Source organism: Bradyrhizobium sp. CSA207 (genome assembly GCF_029051685.1).
Classification (GTDB): Bacteria; Pseudomonadota; Alphaproteobacteria; order Rhizobiales; family Xanthobacteraceae; genus Bradyrhizobium.
In genome coordinates, this window is sequence record NZ_JAACFT010000027.1 from 15,046 (window position 1) to 36,037 (window position 20,992).

The window sequence follows — 20,992 nt, forward strand, 5'->3', positions numbered from 1 at the left end:
CTCAGCCGATGGTGGTCAGCCCCGGAAAGCGCTCCAGCAGCCACTCCGAAACCGCCGGCATTAGACCGGTCAGGAACATCAGGCCGGTCGCGACCAGAAAGACGCCCATCGTCTTCTCGACCAGGCCAAGATGCCGACGCGCGCGGCCAAGCGCGGCAATGAACCTGCCGGTGAACGCGGCCGCGATTAGGAACGGGATGCCGGTCCCGATCGAATAAGCGAAGAGCAGCAGGGCTCCTCGTCCGGTCGTTTCCTCCGAGCCTGCCATCAGCAGGACAGCGGCGAGAATGGGGCCTGCGCAGGGCGTCCAGCCGAACGCGAATGCCAGCCCCATGACGAAGGCCCCCGCCACCCCGGCCGGCCGGTTGTCGACCTGCACCGTCGCGCTGCGATAGAGCAGAGGAATCCTCAGCATACCTAGAAAATGCAGGCCCATGACGATGATCAGGCTGCCGGCGACAATGCCGAGCGTTGAGAGATGCGCAGAGATGAGGCGTCCCGCGAGCGAGGCGGTCGAGCCGAGCGCGATGAAAACCAGCGAGAAGCCCGCCACGAAGGCGAGCGCGGAGATCAGGATGCGCGGCCGCAGGTCGGGCCTGCCACCGGAGAGATCGGTGACCGAGACGCCGGCCATGTAGCAGAGGAAGGGCGGGACGAGGGGCAGGATACAGGGCGACAGAAACGACAACAGCCCCGCGACGAAGGCCGCACCCAGCGTGACGTCCAAGGTCATTGCGTCTCATTCCTAGCACATATGCGAATTTAATGATATAAAGCGCCAAGGAAGTCCAGAGGTCCGTTACGCAGGATGAACAGAATCATCGCCTGGCTCGCAGTCATTGTCGCGCTCGCGCTGCCCGCAACGGGATCGCGCGCGGCCGAGCTCGTCATGTTCGAACGGGCCGGCTGCGTGTGGTGCGCACGCTTCAACGCCGAGATCGCGCCGATCTATGGCAAGACCGAGGAAAGCCAGACCGCGCCGCTGCGCCGGGTCGACCTGAATAGCCCCCTACCCGCCGACCTCGCCGGAATCGATCCCGGCGCCTTCACGCCGACCTTCGTCGTGGTAAAAGAGGGCCGTGAGATCGGGCGCATTCGCGGTTATCCGGGGGATGCCTTCTTCTTCGGCCTCTTGGACCGGATCCTGTCCAACACAGGATCCGAACCGGGCAGGTCGTGACCGCTCTCAAGGATTTTGCTCAGGGGAATTTGACGCGATGCCGCTGCCAAAGCTGAAGGAGATCGAGGGCTCCGCCGAGCTCGAGCAGATGATCGAGAAGGCGCGCGAGGCGAGCGACATGCTCAAGGCGTTGTCGCACGAGTCCCGGTTGCTGCTGCTCTGCATCCTCGCCGAGGGTGAGAAATCGGTGACCGAGCTCGAGCAGTTCCTGGGCGAGCGGCAGTCCACTGTCTCGCAGCAGCTCGCGCGACTGAGACTCGATCGACTGGTGACGACCCGCCGCGACGGCAAGGCGATCTACTACAGCCTCGCCAACGAGGACGTCCGCAAGATTCTCACCGCCGTCTACGACGTGTTCTGCGAGCCGGTGCGGCGGCGCCGCCGGTAGTTTTCTGTTCTGGATTTTCGCGCCTTCCCGGCGCAGACTGTCTGACAAGCAGAACGAACATCCCCGGGAGGAATGCTGGGCCCTTCGACCATAGCGTTTGCATGCGGGCTTGCCGCCGGTGCCGTTCTCGGCGTTTCCGGCCGTGCTGGCCGCTTCTGCACGCTCGCGATGCTCGAGGATGCGTTCTTCGGATCGGATTTTCGCCGGCTCAGATCCTTTGCTCTGGCCGCGGCGGTCGCCCTGCTCACGACCCAAGCGCTGGCCGAGTTCGGCATCGTAGACCTGTCGCGGTCGATCTATCTCACAGCATCGATCGGCCTGGGCGGCGCGATCATCGGCGGGTTGATGTTCGGCGTTGGCATGGCGCTGGTCGGCACCTGCGGTTTCGGCACGCTGGTGCGAATCGGCGGTGGCGATCTGCGTGCCATCGTGGTCTTTCTCGTGCTCGGCCTGTCCGCGCTCGCGACCATGCGCGGCATCACTGGCATGCTCCGCGTGAAGCTGATCGAGCCATTGTCGGTGCGCCTCACCGAAGGCAACAACCAGACGCTGACTTCGCTGCTTGGGGCCGGCAGCACGACGCGCGTAATCCTCGTCGTGTCGATTGCCGCCGCGCTCGCTTTCTGGGCGCTCGCGGATGGCCGCCTGATCCGGTCGCCGCGACTATTGGTCTCCGGTCTTGCCGTCGGCGCCGCGATTGCGTTCGGATGGTTCGCGACGGGGTGGCTCGCGGATGACGAATTTGATCCCGTGCGCGTCTCCTCGCTCACCTTCGTTGCCCCGCTTGGCGACACTATCCTTTACATCGCCACCTTCTCCGGCGCGCGGTTGAATTTTGGCATCGGCTCGGTCGCCGGCGTCGTCGCCGGCTCGTTTGCCGCCGCCATGCTCGGACGCGGCTTTCGCTGGGAGGCTTGCGACGACGCCCGTGAATTGAAGCGTCACATGACCGGCGCGCTTCTGATGGGTATAGGCGGGATCATGTCAATGGGATGCACCATTGGCCAGGGATTGACCGCATTCTCAACACTCGCTCTCTCGGCGCCGATCACAATGCTGGCGATTGCCGCCGGAGCGCGGCTCGGGCTGGAGTTCACGATGACTGGCGAGTGGCTGCCAGCAGTGCGCAAGCTGTTCGGCGTCTCGACGTAGTGGAAATAACACCGCTTCTGCACATGTGGCCGGAATCCGAAGCGCCTTCACCTTCACCAAGAAGCATTCAGCTCTCGACGGCTTAGACGAGCGCGAAATCCGCATGCTGGTTCCCATAGCCAACAGCTCCCATGGGCTCCGCGCACGAACTACTTAGCGACATCTGGTCGCCTATATCCGAACTTCAACCGCGATACTCAATAGCGCGCGTTTTCCAATTATCTTACCGTCCGGCCGGCTATTTCGGACAACGCCTGATGAACGTTCTTTGGAAGAGCAAGCCAAACCGGGAACAACAAAAACGTAGGATATGTGATCGACGGCGGCTATTTTGACAACAATTGCGCTGTCACATCTCAGGAGCTTGCAATAGCCGCGACAACGGCTCTTGGTCTTGCAAAGCTCGACAATTCCTGCCCGCAAGGCTCCCGCAAGGCAATCTTTTTGGAGTCCGCTTGCGCTCTATCCACTCTCATCATCAACAACATTCCCAATTCATTACGACAACAGCCATTTGCCCATCCTCAGTTGACGCACTCAACTCCTCCGGTCCGAACGCCTTCTCCCGTGTCGAGTTCATGATCTTTGGTGTCAGACGGCTAGGCCACCTCTGCCCGTTCCCGGGGCAACTTCCTCATCAGCGCATCCAGCGAAAATGCGCCGGGGCCTACGCTTGCGATGATCCCAAAGGCGCCGAGGAGGCCAACATTCTTCAAGAAATGGATGAGTAGGCCCTGCCGAGCGGCTCCTTCGAGCATCCAAAAATTGTGGAATGTTACAGTAGCTGCGAGCGTGTAGAGTATGAGTCCGATGGCGACTGCACGGGAATAGAAACCGACCGCAATGCAGATCGCGCCCAACATCTCAACCGTTGCCACGAAGATGGTCAGCGGCATTGCCAGTGGATATCCCTTGGTCGCAAGCAGGGCCGCAGTCGCGTCGAGGGTTTCAAATTTTCCCGCCGCGCTGAACGCGTAAAGAGCGATCAGAGCAATCCGCCCGACCAATAACCCCCAGTCACGGCTTCCTTCCATGTTGTTCTCCTTCTTTGTGCTACTGCTTTCGCACCCGACCGTCAGCTCAAAGAGGCCTTCACCCGCTCCGGTGAAAACGGCAGATCCCGAATTCGCTTCCCGGTCGCATGCGCGAAGGCATTTGCCAAAGCTGCAGATGCGGCACCGACGGATCCTTCGCCGGCGCCAAGGCTCGGCAGCTCTGGCCGATCGATCAGGATGACGTCGATCGGCGGCACTTCCGGATAGGTCATGATCGGATAGCGACTCCAGTTGAGCGACGTAATACTCCGATCGTCAAAGGATACCGATTCCTTCAGGGCCCAACTCAGCCCTTGCACGATTCCGCCCTCGGTCTGAGCAATGACACCGCTGCTTGAGCACGGCCGCCACCTCGACGACGATCTGAGGAGCGAGCCCTTCGGAAGGTTCATCGAACAGGACGAGACGCCGACGTGCTCCCTTGCCCAGTCAGCAAAGGGCTCGATCGCCTGCCACAACGTGCTGCCAAGAGGCGTCAACGCGTAGTCTACGCGCGGGGGTGTGGTCGGGTAGACTGTGCGGGTGAGAAGTCCGTCACGCTCCAGTCCGCGCACCGTGAACGTAAGCATCCGCTTCCGCGAAGCGCCTGCGGCTCGGGACGAAACGAAGGCGAACGTCAGCGGGCTGCCCTTGAGGGGCCCTACCCCGGTCTCACTGCAACTGGCAATGCTGGACCGCTACATCGAAACCGTCAACGCACTTGCCGACACGATAGCAAGCCACGCAAGCGCGGAGGACGACCGGGGCCCCGTTGGTCGCCGACTTCAGCGTCATCGTCTACCCGAAACGCCCTTGGGAAGGCTTTGAGGTCGAGGTCAAGGGAAAGCTGACCGTACTCGTCGGCGGAGAGCTCTTTTCGGAAGCCCACCATAGTTGTGGGTCATACGTGGTAGCTGGGAGCGACTCGCCCGCGATGACAACTTTCGCCTGGATTGTTGAGAATGCCTGGAAGCCCCTCCGGCAGGGATCATCTCGCGCAGCGGCTTCGTCGGGCTGGCAGCGGATGCAGATGTTTAAGCAGCCGAATGGCCGAGCCGAAAGCCCCCTCATCACATTGTCGAGATACGTTCCTGAACAGCTCAAAAAAACACCGTTTGAAAAACCGTTTTAGTTCGGCCTTCTCAAACGGTTTCTCTCGCTAAGGTCTTGATTTTGTTTGGTGGGCGCACCAGGGCTCGAACCTGGGACCCGCTGATTAAGAGTCAGCTGCTCTACCAACTGAGCTATGCGCCCGAAAGGCGGTCAATGCCTTGCGAGGCCGGTCGTTTAGCAAAGCGAACCGGGTATGGCAAGCGATGCAACGAAGGTTTTCCAACGGTTCGTCCACAAGCCCCGGAATGCGAAAAGCCGCTGAATTCCAGCGGCTTCGCCAAAGTTAATCCCGGAAAATCCCGCCCGCCTACAGCCGGCCGTCGCGATCCCGGTCCGGACCGCCGTCCCGGTCGAAATGGTCGCCATGGAAGCGATCCATACCCCGCTCCATCATGCGGTCCATGCCACGCTCCATGAAGCGGTGGTGCGGACCGTCGTCGCCGCCGCCGAACGGACCGCGATGGCGGGTCAGCACGGCGAGGCGCCGCTTCTGGCCGTCATCCAGCGTCTTGTAGAGGGGCTCGGCCGCATCGGCGATCTTCTTCAGGGCCGCGGAGGTCGCGCTCATGTCCTCGGCACGCTGGCGCAGGCGGGCGACCGGATCATCCGGCTTGCCGGCATCCTTGTCGGCGTCTCCGGGGCCGGCATTCATCCGCGCATTGGCGCGGTCGATGCGCAGCTTGGCGAGCTCGCGCACCGCGGTCTCGACCGGCGGCCACAGCTTGTCCTGATCGGCATTGAGCTTCAGCCCGGCATGGACCGCGGCGATCCGCGCGTCGACGAAGGCGGCGCGGTCTTCCGGGTTCATGCGCATGTGGCGGAAGTGCTCCATCCACGGGCGATGATGATATTGGGCATAGACCGCGCCCGAGCCGGCGATGCTGAGCGCGGCGATGGCGGCGATGGTGAACTTCTTCATACGGACCTCCTCTGGAAGGATGCTCCGGAAGATGGGCGCAAGCGCCATCGCATTCAACTTACAAGTTGGACAGAGACTTACCCTTACCAAGATGTAATTCGTTGTCGCAGTTTGAAATCATTCGCAACAGGGAATGGCATGAATGGACTGGAGGGCTCCTGATACCGCCAGAAGCCCTCCCGTTCATGTCAGTTCGTCGTGCTCTTCGCTTCCTTCTGGAACTCGTCGATCAGCGACTGGCCGATGCGGCCTGCGGCGTCCTTATAGACCGACTCCATCGCCTTGCGCATCGCCTCGTCCTGCTCCGGCGTCAGCTTGATGATCTCGCTCTTGCCGCTCTTCTTGATCTCGGCGAGCGCGTCGTTGTTCTCCTTCTGCGACTGCGTATTGTTGAAGTCAGTCGCCTCCTTCATCGCCTTTGTAAGCTGGTCGCGGATGTCGGCCGGCAGCTCGTCCCAGAACTTCTTATTCACGATCACGACGTAGCCGATATAGCCGTGGTTGGTCTCGGTGATGTACTTCTGCACCTCGTGCATCTTCTGGGTATAGATATTCGACCAGGTGTTCTCCTGGCCGTCGACCACGCCGGTCTGGAGCGCCTGGTAGACTTCCCCGAAAGCCATCACTTGCGGGAGCGAGCCGAGCGTCTTGAACTGGGCCTGCAGCACCCGCGAGGACTGGATACGGAACTTGACGCCCTGGTAGTCGCCAGGCGTCACCAGCTTCTTGTTGGCGCTCATCTGCTTGAAGCCGTTGTCCCAGTAGGCAAGGCCGGTGATGCCCTTGGAGTCGAGCAGCTTGAGCAGCCGGAGGCCGAGCGGGCCTTCCGTCACCTTACGCAGCGTCTTCAGGTCGGGAAGGATGTAGGGCAGATCGAACACCTCGAATTCGCGGATGCCGAGCGGTCCGAATTTCGAGTTCGACGGCGCCAGCATCTGCACGCTGCCGAGCTGAAGCGCCTCGAGCTCTTCCTTGTCCTTGTAGAGCGTCGAGTTCGGATAGACCTCGATCTTGACCTTGCCGCCGGTGTATTTCTCGGCAAGCTCCTTGAACTTCTCCGACGCCTTGCCCTTCGGCGTGTCGGTGGCGACGACGTGGCTGAACTTGATGATGATGGGGTCGGCGCTGGCGGGGCCGACAAGACTACTCAAGGCCAATACCGCGACGGACGCCGCGATCGCGAAGGTGCGCATAATCTCTCCCTGCTGTGTTATTTGGGCCGCCCGGCGCGCGGGCGACCTCTCCTCATGCCAGCCACATCCATACAGGCCGGCGCCGCCACCTGCTATTGGCCGTTAGCAGGGCAGCTATTCAGCATGCACCCGAGCACCGCTGCGCTCCCTCTCCCGCTTGCGGGAGAGGGCGGGGGAGAGGGTGTCTCCTCACACGAGAACCCCCGAGAGGAGAGAGCCCTCACCCGCCGCGCGCTTCGCACGCGTCGGCCTCTCCCGCAAGCGGGAGAGGCGAAGCCAACGCGCAGCAACGCAAACGTCAGCTTGCCGCCGCCGTCGTTATCGTATCGCGCTGGCGCTTCATCACCATCTTGTTGAGCGCGCCGAGATAGGCCTTTGCGGAGGCGACCAGCGTGTCCGGGTCCGCCGCGCGGGCCGTCATCGCACGTCCCTCATGCGACAGCCGCACCGAGACTTCGGCCTGCGCGTCGGTGCCTTCGGTCACCGCGTGCACCTGGTAGAGCTCGAGCTTGGCCTCGTGCGGCACCAGACGCTTGATGCAGTTGAACACCGCGTCCACCGGGCCGTTGCCCTCGGCTTCCTCGATCTTGATCTGCCCGTCGACGTCGAGCTTCATGGTCGCGCGCTGCGGACCATGGGTGCCGGCGATCACCGTCAGCGAGGTCAGCTTGATGCGGTCGTGCGAAGCTGCCATCTCCTCGTCGACCAGCGCCTCGATGTCCTCGTCGTAGATGTCCTTCTTGCGGTCGGCCAAAGCCTTCATCCGCGTGAACGCATCTTCCAGCTGGTTTGGACCGAGCTTGTAGCCCATCTCCTCCAGTTTGTGCACGAAGGCATGGCGGCCGGAGTGCTTGCCGAGCACCAGCGACGACTGCTTCAGGCCGACCATTTCGGGGCGCATGATCTCGTAGGTGGACGCGTCCTTCAGCACGCCGTCCTGATGGATGCCGCTCTCGTGTGCGAACGCGTTACGGCCGACGATCGCCTTGTTGTACTGCACCGGGAACGAGGTCGCCGCCGACACCACCTTCGAGGCGCGAGTGAGCTGCGTGGTGTCGATCTTGTTCCAGTAGGGGAATTTGTCATTGCGCACGTTGATCGCCATCACGATCTCTTCGAGTGCGGCGTTGCCGGCGCGCTCGCCGATGCCGTTGATGGTGCACTCGACCTGGCGCGCGCCGCCGACGATGCCGGCCAGCGAGTTCGCAACCGCCATGCCGAGATCGTTATGGCAGTGCACGGAGAACACCGCCTTGTCGGAGTTCGGCACGCGCTCGATCAGCGTCTTCATGAAGTGGGTATATTCGTCCGGCGTCGTATAGCCGACGGTGTCGGGGATGTTCACCGTGGTCGCGCCGGCCTTGATGACCGCCTCCACGATGCGGCACAGGAAATCCATCTCGCTGCGCGTGCCGTCCTCGGCCGACCATTCGACGTCGTCGATCTGGTTGCGGGCGCGCGCGACCATGGCAACCGAGGTCTCGAGCACCTGCTCCGGGGTCTTGTTCAGCTTCACCCGCATATGCAGCGGCGAGGTCGCGATCACGGTGTGGACGCGGCCACGCTTCGCGAACTTGACGGCCTCGGCGCAGCGGTCGATGTCGGCCGGATGCGCGCGCGACAAGCCGGCGATCACCGCGCTCTTGGAACGACGGGCGATTTCGCTAACCGCCTGGAAGTCGCCTTCAGAGGTGATGGGGAAGCCGGCTTCGATGACGTCGACCCCCATATCGTCCAGCAGCTCGGCGACCTCGAGCTTCTCCTCGAAGGTCATGGTGGCGCCGGGGCACTGCTCGCCGTCGCGCAGCGTGGTGTCGAAAATGATGACGCGGTCCTTGTCGGACTTGTTCACGGGAGCCATTTCAAATTTCCTTTTGAGCTTTCGCGCCGGTCATTTCCTTGGGCGCTATCGGGGTCCGCTGATCTCGTACATCCCCTGAGTGCCCAGGCGCGCAGCGCCCAGCCGGCCCTCAGGGGCAAGTAAGAAGAAGCCCGCCAATAAGAAGGGTGGGCAGCGCGGCCGGGATCGTGGCGGCGGCCAGAGCCACCTCCCTCGAAATCCCATCGATTTGGCCGCGAATCAGCATTGCCAGACCCTTTTTGAGCCCACAAATCCTCAGTCAAAACCGTTGACGATAGGTTGCCGGGAACTCAATGGACCGTTCTTAAACGAAAAATAGGCGCAACTGCAACGCCAAAAGATGGTCAGCGGGATTGACCTGGTTGCAGGTGGCGACCCTCCCGGTCCGGTCGGCGCGTGAGCTGACGGCTATCCCGCGCGGCGGGCGCGGGCCCTGCTTTCCCAGCGGTTCAGCATCTGGCCGAGCTCGCCTGTGGCCGGGGGCACGACCTCGTTGGTGTTGGCAGGCGCGGCGGCGGGAAGCCAATCCGGTTGCGTATACTCACGCCAGCGGCGGGCTTCCGCACGCCGTTTGCGGGACACGAAATCGCGCGTGAAATAACCGGCGGCGAACGCGATGGCGAGCGACAAGACCATTACGACAACAGCTAGCACAACGAACTCCGGCATTTGCCCCAGGAGCGAGTTCTGCCAACATCGCGTGCGAGGTCAAGGCTTGACAGCGGACAAAACGGGCTCCGGTTGACCTGCAAGATGGAACGAATTGTCGCGTCGCGACTTCTGTGGCGCCGGTGTGCGTCGAGTTCCGCGTTTGTGGGCTTGGAGGCGCGCAAAGGATGCGAACCGGCGCTCGCAACCGGGCGCAGACCGGACTAACCTTCACAGCTGCTCGGCCGGATCAACCGGCCAGCGAACATGACCGGGAGGATGCGATGACACGCCAAAAGCAGCGTGACCAGAATGCTGCGCTTTCACGACGAACGCTGGTCCAGGGGCTTGCCCTCTGCGCTGGCGCCACGATGGCGGGCGCGGGCCAGGCGCTGGCCCAGGCCGGACCAGCCGCGCCGCCGACGACAATCACCACCCCGCCGCGCGATTTCGGCCCGGGCGGCGCGCCGACCACGTATTTCTGGGACCCCGACATCATCGCGGTCGATCCCTCCTTTAACGACCTCGCCCAGCCCAATACCGCGATCAAGCGGCTCCATACGGGACTGCTGTGGGCCGAAGGCCCGGCGTGGAGCGCACAGGGCCGCTATCTGTTGTGGAGCGACATTCCCAACAACCGGCAGATGCGCTGGAGCGAGGACGACGGCCGCGTCAGCGTATTTCGCGCTCCGTCAAACAACTCCAACGGCAACTCGTTCGACTTCCAGGGCCGCCAGCTCTCCTGCGAGCACCTGACCCGGCGGGTGACACGCTACGAGCATGACGGCACCGCCACCGTGCTCGCGGACTCCTATCAGGGCAAGAAGCTGAACTCGCCGAACGACGTCGTCGCGCATCCCGACGGCAGCTACTGGTTCACCGATCCGCCTTATGGAGGCCAGCTCTATGAGGGCGAGCCCGACGCCGCGGGCGGCCCGAGCAATTCCGGTGGCAAGCTCAATCCGCGGATCGGCCAGCCGGCCGGCTTCGCGCCGGGCAAGCGCGAGCTGCCGACCAACTGCTACCGCATCGACCCCTCCGGCCGTGTCGACCTCGTCGTCACCGAGGAGCAGGTGCCCGATCCCAACGGGCTGTGCTTCTCGCCCGATTTCAAGAAGCTCTACGTCGCCTCGACCGGCAAGGGACCAGGCGACACCGGGCCGGGCGGCAAGGGCGAGATCTTCGTGTTCGACGTCGGCGGCGACAACAAACTTTCCAATCTCAAGAAGTTCAGCGATTGCGTGATCGACGGCGTGAAGTGCGGGCCGGACGGCGTGCGCTGCGACGTCAACGGCAATGTCTGGGCCTCCAGCAATGCCGGCCGCGCCGTCGGCTATAACGGCGTGACGGTGTGGTCGCCGGACGGCAAGCTGCTCGGCCGCATCCGCCTGCCCGAAGTCTGCGGCAACATCTGCTTCGGCGGCCCAAAGCGAAACCGCCTGTTCATGGCTGCGAGCCAGTCGCTCTACGCGGTGTACACGGCGACGCAAGGCGCAGGTCCCGGCTGAGGCCGACTACGCGATCCATGAGCGAGGGGCGCTGGCCTAAACCGTCGGCGCCCCGGTCGCTTCGTGCCCGCGTCATTGCTTGCGTGTGCAGTCACGGACGTGGCCGACGCGCGCGCCTTAGACACTGTACGGCGCGCGGGCAGAGATGCGGTTCCCTGACCGATGCCGAGGATTTCGTCTAAGGGCCCTAGTCGACAACAGCGATGGTCAGGGCGACGGAGCGGACTGGCCGGCAAAGGCGGCATCTGCTTCGGCGCGCAGCCGGTCGGGCGTGTCGAGGTAACGCGGCGAGTAGTGAAACGTCGTCATTCGCTTCACGCCGGCGGTGCGGGCGAGATGGCCGGCCTGCGCGGCCGTCAGGTGCCGGCGTTGCTGTGCAATATCCGCATCGTCGCCGGCAAAGGCCGCCTCGATGAAGAGATGATCGGCACCGCGCGCGAGCGCGATAATGTTCTCCGCGTTGGCGGGGGTGAAGGCGACGTCGGTCACGTATGCTACCCGCTGTCCGGGCGCAACTTTGAGCGCGTGCCGCGTGAGCTCACCGAGTTTGATAACGCGGCCGGCATCCACGGCAATCGACGCATCCTCCCCCGCACCACTGCGGACCGCGCGCTTGGCCGCGTTGAGCCAGGGGCCGACGTCGAGACCAAGCTGCGCCAATCCGACGGTCCAGACGTTGACCCGCACCGTCTCCTGCAACGCAAAACCGAGGCAGGCAATGCCGTGATCAAGCGTTACCGCCTCGATGGAGAGATCGCCGTCCCGGAACACCAGCCCCGGCGGCAAGACCGCTTTCTCGTACGGCGCCGCGCGAAACTGCTGCCTTGCTGGAAAGATGGTCCAGTCACCGAGCCGGCCGTCGTGAAACTCGGCCGCTTCGATCGCGAAGTCCTGCGAATTTGCGCCGAGCAGATTCCAGCTATAACTCGCAAGCTTTCCGGCGACGCCGTCGACGAGACCGGGCGGGCCGATCATGCGCACGCGGCCGGGTTGCTGATGCCGGACCCGCAGCAACTGATCGAAGCCGGCGAAGTGATCCATATGCCGATGGCTGACGAAGACGTCGCTGATGCGCTGCAGTTCGCGGCTGGATAGCGCCGAGAGATCGCCGATGTCGAACAGCATGGCGCGCCGTCCGAACCTGAAGTCGACCAACAGGCCGGGATCGGCAAGCGGCTCGTTGACCAGGCGGCATTGAACCAGTCGAGCCATATCTCTTAGGACCTTCTCGTCTCTTAGGACCTTCTCGCCTTAGGACCTTCTCACGACGCGGGGGATGGGCCTTTTTGTTGACTTTCGCAATTGCGTTGTGAGCCGCGGCCGCCGCGTATCGACCTTGGGCGATGTTGACTTTCCACGGCCCGCTCTGAATACTTCGTGAAAAGCAAAAGCCAGTCACAAAAGACGGTTCAGAGGGAGGATAGGATGCCGACTTCACGCAGGACCCTGCTGAAGACCTCGGCGGCTGCTGCCGCCGCACTCAGCCTCGATTGGACACGGGCAAAGGCGCAAGCCGAGACATTGCGGATCGGGCTGATCTACGATCTGACCGGTCCGTTCGCCGCCGGCGGCTCGGTTGCCTCCTCGGTCGGCGCACAGATCGCCATCGACCTCGTCAACGAGAAAGGCGGCATTGGCGGCAAGACCAAGATCGTGCCGGTTGCGGCCGACTCCCAGAGCAAGCCCGATGTCGCGATCAACGAGGCCGAACGTCTGATCAACCAGGAGAAGATCGATATCCTCAATGGCGTCTATGCGAGCTCGCACGCCGTGCCGCTCGCCGCCAGGGTGGAGCAGCAGAAGAAGATCCTCTGGATCACGACCGCGGTCTCGACCGCCGTGTTCAAGGACAAGAACCTGCAATACGTGTTTCGCGCGCAGATCCATTCCGACCAGTACGGCCAAGCCTTTGCAAGCTTCATCAACGAGCATGCGAAAGCCAAGCTCGGCATGGAGCCGAAGGACGTCAAGGTCGCGCTGATCCACGAGGACGGCCCCTATGGCGTCGGCGTCGCCGCGGCCGACGAGGCCTATGCCAAGCAGGCCGGCATCCAGGTGGTGCTGCGCGAGGGCTATTCGGCCTCCGCGCCCGATCTCTCGGTGCTCGTAACCAAGCTCAAGCGCGCCAAGGCCGACGTGATCTCGCATGCCGGCTACAACCCGGATATCACCCTGTTCCTGCGCCAGGCCCGCGAGAGCGGCCTGCGCTTCAAGATGCTGTTCGGCGCCGGCGCCGGCTACAGCCAGCTCGACAAGCTGCGCGCGACCTTCGGCCCCGACATCGACAATTTCTGCAATATCGATCCGGTGCCGGCGCAACTGCTCGATCCCGCCAAGCTCGCGCCGGGGATGGGCGACCTGATCAAGACCATGGTCTCGCGCTACCAGGCCAAGATGGGCGCCACCGACGTGCCGCCGCATTGCTCGATGGGTTTCAACCAGACCTGGGTGCTGCTCAACAACGTGCTGCCAGTCGCGAAAGAGAAATACGGCAGCTTCGAGCCCGAGGCCATCCGCAAAGCCGCGCTCGACGTCGATATCCCCGCCGGCGGCACCATTCAGGGCTACGGCGTCAAGTTCTTCCCGCCGGGCACGCCGCTCTCGGGACAGAACGAACGCTCGACGCCAGTGGTGATGCAGAACGCCGGTGAGCACATCTCGGTGGTGTGGCCGACCAACATCCGCACGCGGGATCCGGTGTTTCCGCTGCCGAAGGGATCGACTTACGGGGCGTGAGGCGCATGATTGCGGAGGATGGTTCTAACCCTCCCCTGGAGGGCCCCTCCAGGGGAGGGTAAGAGAGCCGCTCTCTACAACACCACCCGCCGCCCCTCCTCCGCGGCCCAATAGCCCGCGTAGTTCACCTTGATCGTCTCGTAGGCCAGCGCGAGGTCCGACAGCGGCTGCCGGCCGGTCACGGTGCATTCCATGAAGTCCTGGATCTCCTGCAGATAGCCGCGCGTCCATTCCTCCTCGAGACAGACATATTGCCAGCCGGTCTTGCGATCGACCTTTTCGGTGATGTAGACGCCGGCGAGCTTCTCCTCGCTGGTCTGGTAACTCATCAGGTGCGTGTTCGGCGTGATGTTGGCGAACAGCGAGCCGCCGGAGGTGTAGGTCTCGATCAGATTGCGGACGCCGCCCATGATCATGTCGCCGGAGAACACTGTGGCCTTGGTGCCGTCGGAGAACGTTGCGGTCAGCGTGCCCCAGTCCTCGACATCGACCGGATTGGCCTTGATGTAATTGCGCTCCTCAGGCTTCAGGATAGCGGTGACGTTGCCGACGTCGCAAGTTACGCTGACGACCCGGATCGTCTCGCCGCGTGCCTTGGCCTCGACTTGCTTGAGATAGAGCACGGCCGAGAGCGGATGACAGCCCATGCGTATCAGCGAGCCGCCACCGGTCATAGCCCACTGCGCAGCGTGCGCCGCATGCGAACCGGAATGGCTCTCCTCGCCCTTCATGAACAGGATCTTGTCTTTCGTCGCCTTGATGATCTCCGCGGTCTTGGTCACCGCCGGCGCGTAGATCCAGTCCTCGGCATACATGAAGAGTTTTCCGGTACGCTCGATCGCGGCACGGGTCGCGTCCATCTCCTCCAACACGCGCTCATACATCAGCGCCTTCGGCACGTGCTTGCCGATCGGCTGCCTGTCGCCTTCGCGGCCGAAATAGCCGGCAAAAGGCTTCTCGCAGATGACGTGCTTGCCGGCCTGCATGCAGTCTACGATCATCTCGGCGTGAAGATTGGGCGGCGTGCAGATGTCGACGACGTCAAGCTCGCGGTCGGCGATCGCTTCCGCAAAGCTGCGGTAGACGCACGGGATCTGGTGGCGGCTGGCGAATGCGACGACGTGGTCGCCGCGCGCGGCGACCGCCGCAACCTCGACATCCACGCCGTAGACGCGCCGGAACGCATACATGTGCAGCTCCGAGACGAAGCCGCAGCCTATGAGCCCAACCCTGATCCTTGCCATAGCGCCCCTCACCTTGCTTGGCGGCACTATAACGCGATCGCGGGCCTATTCCACCGAGACGCGGACCACGCCGGCGCTCATCATGCCGAGCGCGCGAGCGGCGGGGACGGAGAGATCGACGATACGGCCGCGAATGAAGGGGCCGCGATCATTGACGCGGCATTGGATCGAGCGGCTGCCATAGGACACCCTCAGCACGCTGCCGAAGGGCCGCGTCCGGTGCGCGCAGGTCAACTCGCCTTTGCCGGCTTTGCCGTAGCCGTAGAATGAGGCGAGTCCGCTCTCGGCGTGTGCAACGGTAGCAGCAGAAAACGAAAAAGTGGCAAGGCAAGAGAATAGCGTCGTCTGCGCTCGCACGGCATCGCTCCGGGTTGGCCCTGCCCGGGGCGCAAACGCTCGTTGGTTCCCCTGGGTTCCCAAACCACTGCCGGGCGGCGCCCGGCAGTGCCATCACACATTGTTACTGTTTGTGAAAAACCAGCGTGCGGACCTCGATGCTTTCCCGCGGCGCCGCATCTGCCGGCGTGGTCGGGTCGACGAAAGCTGTGTGCGGCCCGAAGCGGGTGCGGCCGTCGGTTGCGGAATCATAGCACTTGAGGAGCAGCGCCTCGTCCGGCGTCATCTCGGGAAAATAGAACCAGCGATGGTTCGGATTGTATTTCACCGAGTATGTCTCGCCGCGGCGATTGGGATAGATCAGGTCGGAGGCGATAAGATCATCCGGCGCGACTGTGCTGCCGTCGGCCACGGCAAGCGGAGAATCGCGCAAGGGCCCGCGGATCGGCCGCCACAGATTGATCACCTGAACGCGGCCCTTGAGCAGCTCGTCGGCTTCGTCAGGCAGATGCTCGCGGACACGGTTGGCGCCGGAGGTCGCGGTCTGGTCGACATGGACGCGCGTCGCAGGCTGGCGCGGGCCGCCGCCGCGAATGTCGGCCGCGCCCTCGACGCGCCGGCGCACGGTGTGATCGAAGATGAAGACCCGGTCCGCCTTCAGCGTCGCACGCAGGAAGGCCTCCACGGCGGGATAGTAGATCGCCCTCACCTCGTCATCGTTGTAGAAGTCCTTGACCTGGTTCGGATGGCGCACCAGCGCAAAGCCCTGGCGATCGAGCGAGAAGCTGTTCGCGATCAGCCGCGCATCAAAAATCGGAACCTGGTGCGGCTCCGGCAACGATGTGCTCTTCGGCTCGCCCGGCGGCGGATCGAAGGCGTAAGTGCGCGGCTTGCCTGAGGTCGGTGCAAGGTAGTTGAGTTCGGCAGTGACGAAGGGAAGCGATTCGATTTTTGTTTCTTGCAGGCCCATGGCCGGTCTCCCGATGTGGTCGTCTGCTTGATTTTTGACGGGATGCAGCGCGGCGCAAGGCAGGTAGCGCAAATAGCAATGTGAGTGTCGTCGGGCGCGGGAAATGCAGAAGGAACGTTTTGAGGATCGACCTGCGCATGCTGCTCTCCTTCTCCCCTTGTGGGAGAAGGTGGCGCGGAGCGCCGGATGAGGGGTCTCTATCAACGAACTCGATTGTGAGAGATGAGCACGCGGATAGAGACCCCTCACCTGTCACTGGGTCTCCGCTTGTCGTCCCGGACGGCGTCGGCAGTTGCAGCCTTAAGGAAAAGATCAGGACAACATAACAAGCTCATAAAGACTCACGGAACGCCGTCGCTCTAGGATCGAAGCCGTGATTTCGCCGGTAACGAGATGCCTTATCCCACGGCGCGTTCAGGCAACCGGGGCGTGCTCTCCGGTTGCCGATCCTGACTGGACGGGTTTACAGTGGAACCCGCCCTGCGGCCGTCGACGCTTGCAATGGGAAGGCGACCTTCGGGCTGGAGATCAGCGCCATGTCAGCCGGTCAGTATCTTCGCTATGATCCGTCCGTCGAACAAATCCGGCCGGAGGAGGCGGAGGCGGTCGAGGCGATCGTTGCCTCGATCGCCCGGACCAGCGCCTCGACCTTCCACAAGGACGGACATGGGACCCGCCAGCAGCACGCCAAGGGCGTCGGTTATCTCCGAGGTGAGCTGATCGTCTACGACGACCTGCCGAACCATCTGAGCCAGGGTCTGTTCAAAAAGGCCAGCCGCTACCCGATCATCGTCCGCCTCTCCACCGCATTCAACCGAAGCGATCGCGTCCGTTCACCCCGGGGATTCGCCATCAAGGTCTTGGGCGTGACTGGTCCGCGAGCGCTCGACGACGACACCTCGACGAACCAGGATCTTCTGCTCGTCAATCACAAAAGTTACTTCGCCGATGCGATGGCGTATCGGGATGCACAGCGCAATGTCGAACGCGGCCTGGTCCTGCCGGATCTCGTATTCGAATCCGTAGGCTTTGTCTCGCGCATCCTGGTCGCTGCGTCGGACAGAACAGGTATTCCGATCCCGATAGTCCTGAAGGCACTCGGTGATGCCGGCAGCAACATTCTCGGAGAGACCTTTCATACCGAGGGAGCGCTCCGCTTTGGCGATTATATCGCAAGGCTTCGTATAGTGCCGCTGTCGGACTCGGTCCGTCGGCTCACCAGCCAGCCCTGCCACGACGGCGATGATGTCGTGCTCAAATCCGTCGTTGCCTTCTTCAAGGAGAATTCGGCCGAGTACGAACTATGTGCCCAGCTCTGCACCGACGTGAAACGCACGCCGATCGAGAATGCCTCGATCGACTGGCCCGAGGACGTCGCGCCGCCGGAGGCGCTGGGCAAAATCGTGCTTCCGCGCCAAACGGCCGACAGTCCCCCGCGCCGTGCCTATGCCGACGAGGTGCTGTCGTTCGATCCATGGCGCTGTCTAGCGGCGCATCAGCCGCTCGGCTCGATCATGCGGGTGCGCAGGGACGCCTACCGGGCCTCTCGCACGCTTCGGCAGCAACAGAACCAAAACAGAGCCATTCGGCCGCCCGAAGAGCCGCAACAGATCGAGGATTTTCCCGATTGAGCCCGATCACGTTCGTCCCGTGATTTCATTCCCGATGTCCCGGCCCGCGTTGAAGAAGAACGCCGACCGCAGCGGATCTCCGGGATCGAGCGACTCCTCCAGCGAAGTAACCATCTGGCGGGAGCGGCCCCGCCACCTGGCAGCCTTTTGCGCGTGTCCGCGGCTCTCATGAAATGCCGCGGCTTCGCGGTAAACCCGCCAGGCAGCTTGCGGCAGCCTGGCGTGACGCACGATCGAAATGGCTGCCGACAGGTGGTCGCGGGCCGCTTGGATCTCGTGCTTCAGCATCGCAATTCTTGCCATCACCTCGTGGCACAGCGCGAGAAACGGCCAGTCGGGCGCGGCGCTTGTCACCTTGTAAAACTGGTTGGCCGCGCTATGGGCGCGATCGAGATCGCCGATCGCTATCCAGTAGTCACAGCAAGTCAGCAGATAGTGGGGGATGACCAGCGACTCCATCGGTACGTGGTCGACCTCCATTCGTCGTTCCATCGCATCGAGATGCTGCCGCGCCGCAGGCAGGTTGCCCATCCTGACATAGGCTCGCGCCAACAGGTTCCTGCCGACGAAGAAGGTAAACGGATTAGCCTCGATCATCGGGCCGAGCGCATCCTCGGCGCGCCGCGCCGCGGTCCCGTATTCCTCGGCTTCGGAATACAACCAGCCGATCGTAAGGTGACACAGCGAGACGGCCTGCGGATTTGCATTCCGCTCCGAGATAGTCAACGCGGAAACGACGTTCCTTTGCGCCCGCCCCCATTCGCCGAGATAGATCTGGGCAAACGCCTCGACCGCTTCGTAGAGCACGAACAGATAGACGTCGCCGACCAGCCGGGCGAGCTCCTTTCCCCTGGTGGTGGCGTCACAGCAGGCTGGGTAATTCGCGCGCAAAAATTCCAGCACCATTTCCATGGAGCAGCGCCGCAGCCGCATGCTCAGGTCCTGCGATTCCGTGATCAGCCCTGACGCCTGCTCGGCAAGCTCCGCATTGTCGCGGTCCCAGCCGCGTAGCATCAGCTTTAAATTGGCGAGATTCCCCTGCACCAGGGCGCTGAACGCGGAATCGTCGATTGCAAGGCTCTTCGCGAGGGCCTGTTCCGCGAACGGCAAGCTCTGGCGTCGATCGACGTAAAGGCAGAACCGGCTGAGGTCGACCAGTGCGTTCACCTCTTCGCGCACGAGGCCGTTCTCCGCCGCATGTACGACGACTGCGCCGAGATCCTGCAGCGAATTCAGGAAATCTCCACTGGCCCGCCAGGCCCAGGCGCGCTGGAGTAGCAGCTTCAGACGTGTTGCCACCCGAAGTTCCGGCGGCAAATGCGACACCAGCTGCAAGGCTCGGGACAGGTAGTTCGCGGCTTCGCGCGTGCTGAACCGCCGCGCCGAACCCTCGGCGGCTGCGCAGAGGTAGTGCATCGCCTTCGCAAAATCCCGCCCCAGCTCGAAGTGGCGCGCGAGCACCGCGGCGATCTCCGGCGCCTGCGGCCCATATCCATGTTCAAGAGCCGCCCCAAGACAGGCATGGGTTTTGGTGCGGCGCGCAGGCGCAAGTCGCTGATAGAGGGTCTCCTGGTAGAGCGCGTGCTGGAACGCATAGCGCCCGGAGACGTCTCCGCTCGGCCACTCGGCGACGCCAGCGACAACGATGACGCGCCCGGTTCGTGCGAGGTCCTCGCAGATTTGCTCGACCTCCAGCACGGGGTGGCCCAGTGCGCCAGCAACGTGAAGCGCCGAAAATTCCGCACCCGCCGCGCTTGCGACCTCGAGCACATTGCGCTCATTCGCTCTCAGGTGATCGATCTGCTGAGTGATCATGCTTTCCAGATCACGCGGCATACTGTCATGCGAGGTGGCCTCCTCGCGGATCAGCCGCCAGCCCGCATCGTCCTCGACAAGCGCGCCTTGCGCCACGAGATGATCGACGAGCGACGTCACGAACAACGGCTGTCCACCGGTCCGCGCGAAGATGCGCTCGACCATTTCCTCGGCAAAATCGGCGGAGTTGAAGCGCAGGGCAAGGTAGCGCTCGACGTCGTTGCCGGCAAGCCGATCGAGCGCGAGCTCGGTGGCGTATCCGTGAATTCGCAAATCCTGGTGGACGGCACGGACAGGATGTCCGCCGACGGCGACTTCCATCGGCCGATACGTGGCCAAGACGAGAATTGCCGCCTTCCGGTCTCGGCGCGCAAGTCGCGAGAGCACATCCACGGTGGCAAAGTCGCTCCAATGAAGGTCTTCCAGTATGATCACCCACGGTCGCTTGACGGCGAGATTTTCCATGAGATCGGCAAATTCACGCAGCATGCGCTCCCGAGTCGCGCCAAAGACTTCATGCTGGAATGCGACCCGCTCCGCTTCGCCGAGAAAGCCGGGCATTTGCGCCAGCCAGGTCGGCGCGTGCTCGCGTATGGACGCAAGCAGCGATGCTCCATCGCTGCGGCGGCAGCACTCGTTCATTCCTTCGATCAGCGGAAGAAAGGCCTCATGGGTGCCGAACAATTCGTTGCAGCCACAGCGCAGCACGCCCAGCCCCTTCCGGTCCATCCTGTCGAGTGTCATCTGCAGGAGGGTTGTCTTGCCGATTCCGGCCTCTCCGGTGATGAAGACGATCTGACGCTGTCCAGTCCGGGCAAGTTGCAACGCCTTGTCCAGGATATCGAGTGCCGCAGCACGCCCCACCCACCATTGTCTGCGCTGATCGACAACCTGCTCCGCGGCGGGCGCCTCTTCCTCGACGGGCTGTTCGGCCGACGGCAACTCGGCGGTGGTGACCGACGCAATGAAGCGATATCCGCGCCGCGTGACGGTCTCGATATAGCTGGGGGCCTGTCTGTCGTCACCGAGCGCCGAACGCAGCGCGTTCATGGCGACCGCTAGGCTCGACTCGCTGACATGCAGATCAAACCAGACCGCGTCGAGCAGCTCTTCCTTTGTGACTAGCTCGCCCGGGCGGCCGACCAGACAGCAGAGGACCTCGAACGGCTTCGGAGCAAGCGCGATCCGCTCCCCTCCTCGCCACAACAGCGCGTTGGCCCGATCGAGGCGAAATTCACCAAAGGCAAGTGCGCCTGTACGCACG

Annotated in this window: 19 protein-coding genes and 1 tRNA gene; 7 read left to right on the forward strand and 13 right to left on the reverse strand. The window is 63.1% G+C overall.

The genetic code is table 11. From position 1 onward, the window contains the following. Position 1: 1 nt before the first annotated feature. Positions 2-733, reverse strand: coding sequence for a cytochrome c biogenesis protein CcdA (locus GWG65_RS27555; RefSeq protein ID WP_275198707.1), 732 nt, complete (start codon positions 731-733; stop codon positions 2-4). 75 nt (positions 734-808) lie between these two features. Here GWG65_RS27555 and GWG65_RS27560 point away from each other — a divergent pair, with 75 nt between their 5' ends. The 3 genes from GWG65_RS27560 (at position 809) to GWG65_RS27570 (ending at position 2,720) form a co-directional block, all read left to right on the forward strand. After that, positions 809-1,180, forward strand: a complete 372-nt coding sequence (locus GWG65_RS27560) for a thioredoxin (protein ID WP_275198708.1) — start codon at positions 809-811, stop codon at positions 1,178-1,180. A 37-nt stretch (positions 1,181-1,217) separates the two neighbouring features. Further along, on the forward strand, positions 1,218-1,568 hold the full coding sequence (locus tag GWG65_RS27565) for a metalloregulator ArsR/SmtB family transcription factor (RefSeq protein ID WP_092183595.1): 351 nt from the start codon (positions 1,218-1,220) through the stop codon (positions 1,566-1,568). Between the two features lie 72 nt (positions 1,569-1,640). Continuing rightward, the gene (locus tag GWG65_RS27570) at positions 1,641-2,720 is read left to right on the forward strand and encodes a YeeE/YedE family protein (RefSeq protein WP_275198709.1); all 1,080 of its coding nucleotides are present in this window, start codon (positions 1,641-1,643) and stop codon (positions 2,718-2,720) included. 599 nt (positions 2,721-3,319) lie between these two features. On the opposite strand, the gene GWG65_RS27575 is transcribed toward GWG65_RS27570, so the two are convergent. Both GWG65_RS27575 and GWG65_RS27580 read right to left on the reverse strand, forming a co-directional pair. Beyond that, positions 3,320-3,754 carry a DoxX family protein gene (locus GWG65_RS27575; RefSeq protein WP_275198710.1) on the reverse strand — a complete coding sequence of 145 codons (435 nt, stop codon included), beginning with the start codon at positions 3,752-3,754 and terminating at the stop codon, positions 3,320-3,322. 41 nt (positions 3,755-3,795) lie between these two features. Continuing rightward, on the reverse strand, positions 3,796-4,344 hold the full coding sequence (locus GWG65_RS27580; RefSeq protein WP_275198711.1) for a winged helix-turn-helix transcriptional regulator: 549 nt from the start codon (positions 4,342-4,344) through the stop codon (positions 3,796-3,798). 182 nt (positions 4,345-4,526) lie between these two features. On the opposite strand from GWG65_RS27580, the gene GWG65_RS27585 reads away from it, so the two are divergent. Next, positions 4,527-4,886, forward strand: a complete 360-nt coding sequence (locus GWG65_RS27585; RefSeq protein WP_275198712.1) for a hypothetical protein — start codon at positions 4,527-4,529, stop codon at positions 4,884-4,886. A gap of 46 nt (positions 4,887-4,932) precedes the next feature. Here GWG65_RS27585 and GWG65_RS27590 read toward each other — a convergent pair. The 5 genes from GWG65_RS27590 to GWG65_RS27610 form a co-directional block, all read right to left on the reverse strand. Then, positions 4,933-5,008, reverse strand: a tRNA-Lys gene (locus tag GWG65_RS27590). Between the two features lie 166 nt (positions 5,009-5,174). Next, on the reverse strand, positions 5,175-5,786 hold the full coding sequence (locus GWG65_RS27595) for a Spy/CpxP family protein refolding chaperone (protein WP_275198713.1): 612 nt from the start codon (positions 5,784-5,786) through the stop codon (positions 5,175-5,177). Positions 5,787-5,974: 188 nt separating this feature from the next. Beyond that, positions 5,975-6,979 (reverse strand): TRAP transporter substrate-binding protein, encoded by a 1,005-nt coding sequence (locus tag GWG65_RS27600; RefSeq protein WP_275198714.1) that lies wholly within the window; start codon positions 6,977-6,979, stop codon positions 5,975-5,977. A gap of 298 nt (positions 6,980-7,277) precedes the next feature. Continuing rightward, positions 7,278-8,840, reverse strand: a complete 1,563-nt coding sequence (locus GWG65_RS27605) for a 2-isopropylmalate synthase (RefSeq protein WP_275198715.1) — start codon at positions 8,838-8,840, stop codon at positions 7,278-7,280. A 408-nt stretch (positions 8,841-9,248) separates the two neighbouring features. Beyond that, positions 9,249-9,494 carry a hypothetical protein gene (locus tag GWG65_RS27610; RefSeq protein WP_275198716.1) on the reverse strand — a complete coding sequence of 82 codons (246 nt, stop codon included), beginning with the start codon at positions 9,492-9,494 and terminating at the stop codon, positions 9,249-9,251. A gap of 278 nt (positions 9,495-9,772) precedes the next feature. Here GWG65_RS27610 and GWG65_RS27615 point away from each other — a divergent pair, with 278 nt between their 5' ends. Then, positions 9,773-10,996: an SMP-30/gluconolactonase/LRE family protein gene (locus GWG65_RS27615; RefSeq protein WP_275198717.1), complete on the forward strand. Its 1,224-nt coding sequence runs from the start codon at positions 9,773-9,775 to the stop codon at positions 10,994-10,996. Positions 10,997-11,203: 207 nt separating this feature from the next. Here GWG65_RS27615 and GWG65_RS27620 read toward each other — a convergent pair whose 3' ends face one another. Then, a complete protein-coding gene (locus GWG65_RS27620) occupies positions 11,204-12,208 on the reverse strand; it encodes an MBL fold metallo-hydrolase (RefSeq protein WP_275198718.1) in 1,005 nt (334 codons plus the stop codon). A 213-nt stretch (positions 12,209-12,421) separates the two neighbouring features. On the opposite strand from GWG65_RS27620, the gene GWG65_RS27625 reads away from it, so the two are divergent. Next, the gene (locus tag GWG65_RS27625) at positions 12,422-13,732 is read left to right on the forward strand and encodes an ABC transporter substrate-binding protein (RefSeq protein WP_275198719.1); all 1,311 of its coding nucleotides are present in this window, start codon (positions 12,422-12,424) and stop codon (positions 13,730-13,732) included. Positions 13,733-13,806: 74 nt separating this feature from the next. Here the strand turns inward: GWG65_RS27625 and GWG65_RS27630 are convergent, their stop codons facing one another. The 3 genes from GWG65_RS27630 to GWG65_RS27640 form a co-directional block, all read right to left on the reverse strand. Beyond that, entirely contained in the window at positions 13,807-14,976 is a 1,170-nt protein-coding gene (locus GWG65_RS27630) for a Gfo/Idh/MocA family oxidoreductase (protein ID WP_275198720.1), read from the reverse strand. A gap of 45 nt (positions 14,977-15,021) precedes the next feature. Continuing rightward, the gene (locus tag GWG65_RS27635) at positions 15,022-15,333 is read right to left on the reverse strand and encodes a septal ring lytic transglycosylase RlpA family protein (protein ID WP_275198721.1); all 312 of its coding nucleotides are present in this window, start codon (positions 15,331-15,333) and stop codon (positions 15,022-15,024) included. 103 nt (positions 15,334-15,436) lie between these two features. Then, positions 15,437-16,282 (reverse strand): CmcJ/NvfI family oxidoreductase, encoded by an 846-nt coding sequence (locus GWG65_RS27640; RefSeq protein ID WP_275198722.1) that lies wholly within the window; start codon positions 16,280-16,282, stop codon positions 15,437-15,439. Between the two features lie 536 nt (positions 16,283-16,818). On the opposite strand from GWG65_RS27640, the gene GWG65_RS27645 reads away from it, so the two are divergent. Continuing rightward, positions 16,819-17,913 (forward strand): catalase family protein, encoded by a 1,095-nt coding sequence (locus GWG65_RS27645; RefSeq protein WP_275198723.1) that lies wholly within the window; start codon positions 16,819-16,821, stop codon positions 17,911-17,913. 6 nt (positions 17,914-17,919) lie between these two features. Here GWG65_RS27645 and GWG65_RS27650 read toward each other — a convergent pair whose 3' ends face one another. Continuing rightward, the gene (locus tag GWG65_RS27650) at positions 17,920-20,991 is read right to left on the reverse strand and encodes an AAA family ATPase (protein WP_275198724.1); all 3,072 of its coding nucleotides are present in this window, start codon (positions 20,989-20,991) and stop codon (positions 17,920-17,922) included. Position 20,992 lies beyond the last annotated feature (1 nt).